Below are 483 nucleotides of genomic sequence, written 5' to 3'. Positions count from 1 at the left end.
CAGGCACCAAAGAGATTCAGTTAATGATCAATAATCTTCAAGAAGGTTCCCGTAACGCCATTCAAACAATGAATGTGTGTGCGGCAACGAGTGAAAGTACTGTAGCAGAGTCTCAGAATGCCTCTGAAGCGCTACAACAGATTGTGATTGCATTAGAGTCTATATCATCAATGAGCCATCAAATCGCAACAGCAGCCGCTGAGCAGACTCAGGTAAGCGATGATATATCGAAGCGTATCAATATGATTGAAGAAAGTGGCAACCAACTGAGCGATGTCGTAACGGAAAGCCATAACAGTACTCAAACTTTAGCTTCCCTTTCTAACGAATTAGAGACTTGGGTAAATAGGTTTGAAGTAAAACACTAAACTCTCGAGAAAAACCTTTAATATAAAAGCACGTTTTCATACGTGCTTTTTTTATTTCAGCGCTCATTCAAAGCAGTTAACCGTAGTTTTGCCATCTTTTAAGGCATGCTAGACC

At 40.4% G+C, this 483-nt stretch carries 1 pseudogene; it reads left to right on the top strand.

Going from position 1 to position 483, the window contains the following annotated elements:
- A pseudogene (locus AB4653_RS26125) lies at positions 1-368 on the top strand (methyl-accepting chemotaxis protein); the annotation flags it as partial.
- Positions 369-483 lie beyond the last annotated feature (115 nt).

It is taken from the genome of Vibrio sp. 10N.222.48.A3 (genome assembly GCF_041475345.1).
Classification (GTDB): Bacteria; Pseudomonadota; Gammaproteobacteria; order Enterobacterales; family Vibrionaceae; genus Vibrio; species Vibrio tasmaniensis_A.
Note: the sequence above shows the minus strand (reverse complement) of the source record. Positions and strands in the feature narration are given on the sequence as shown.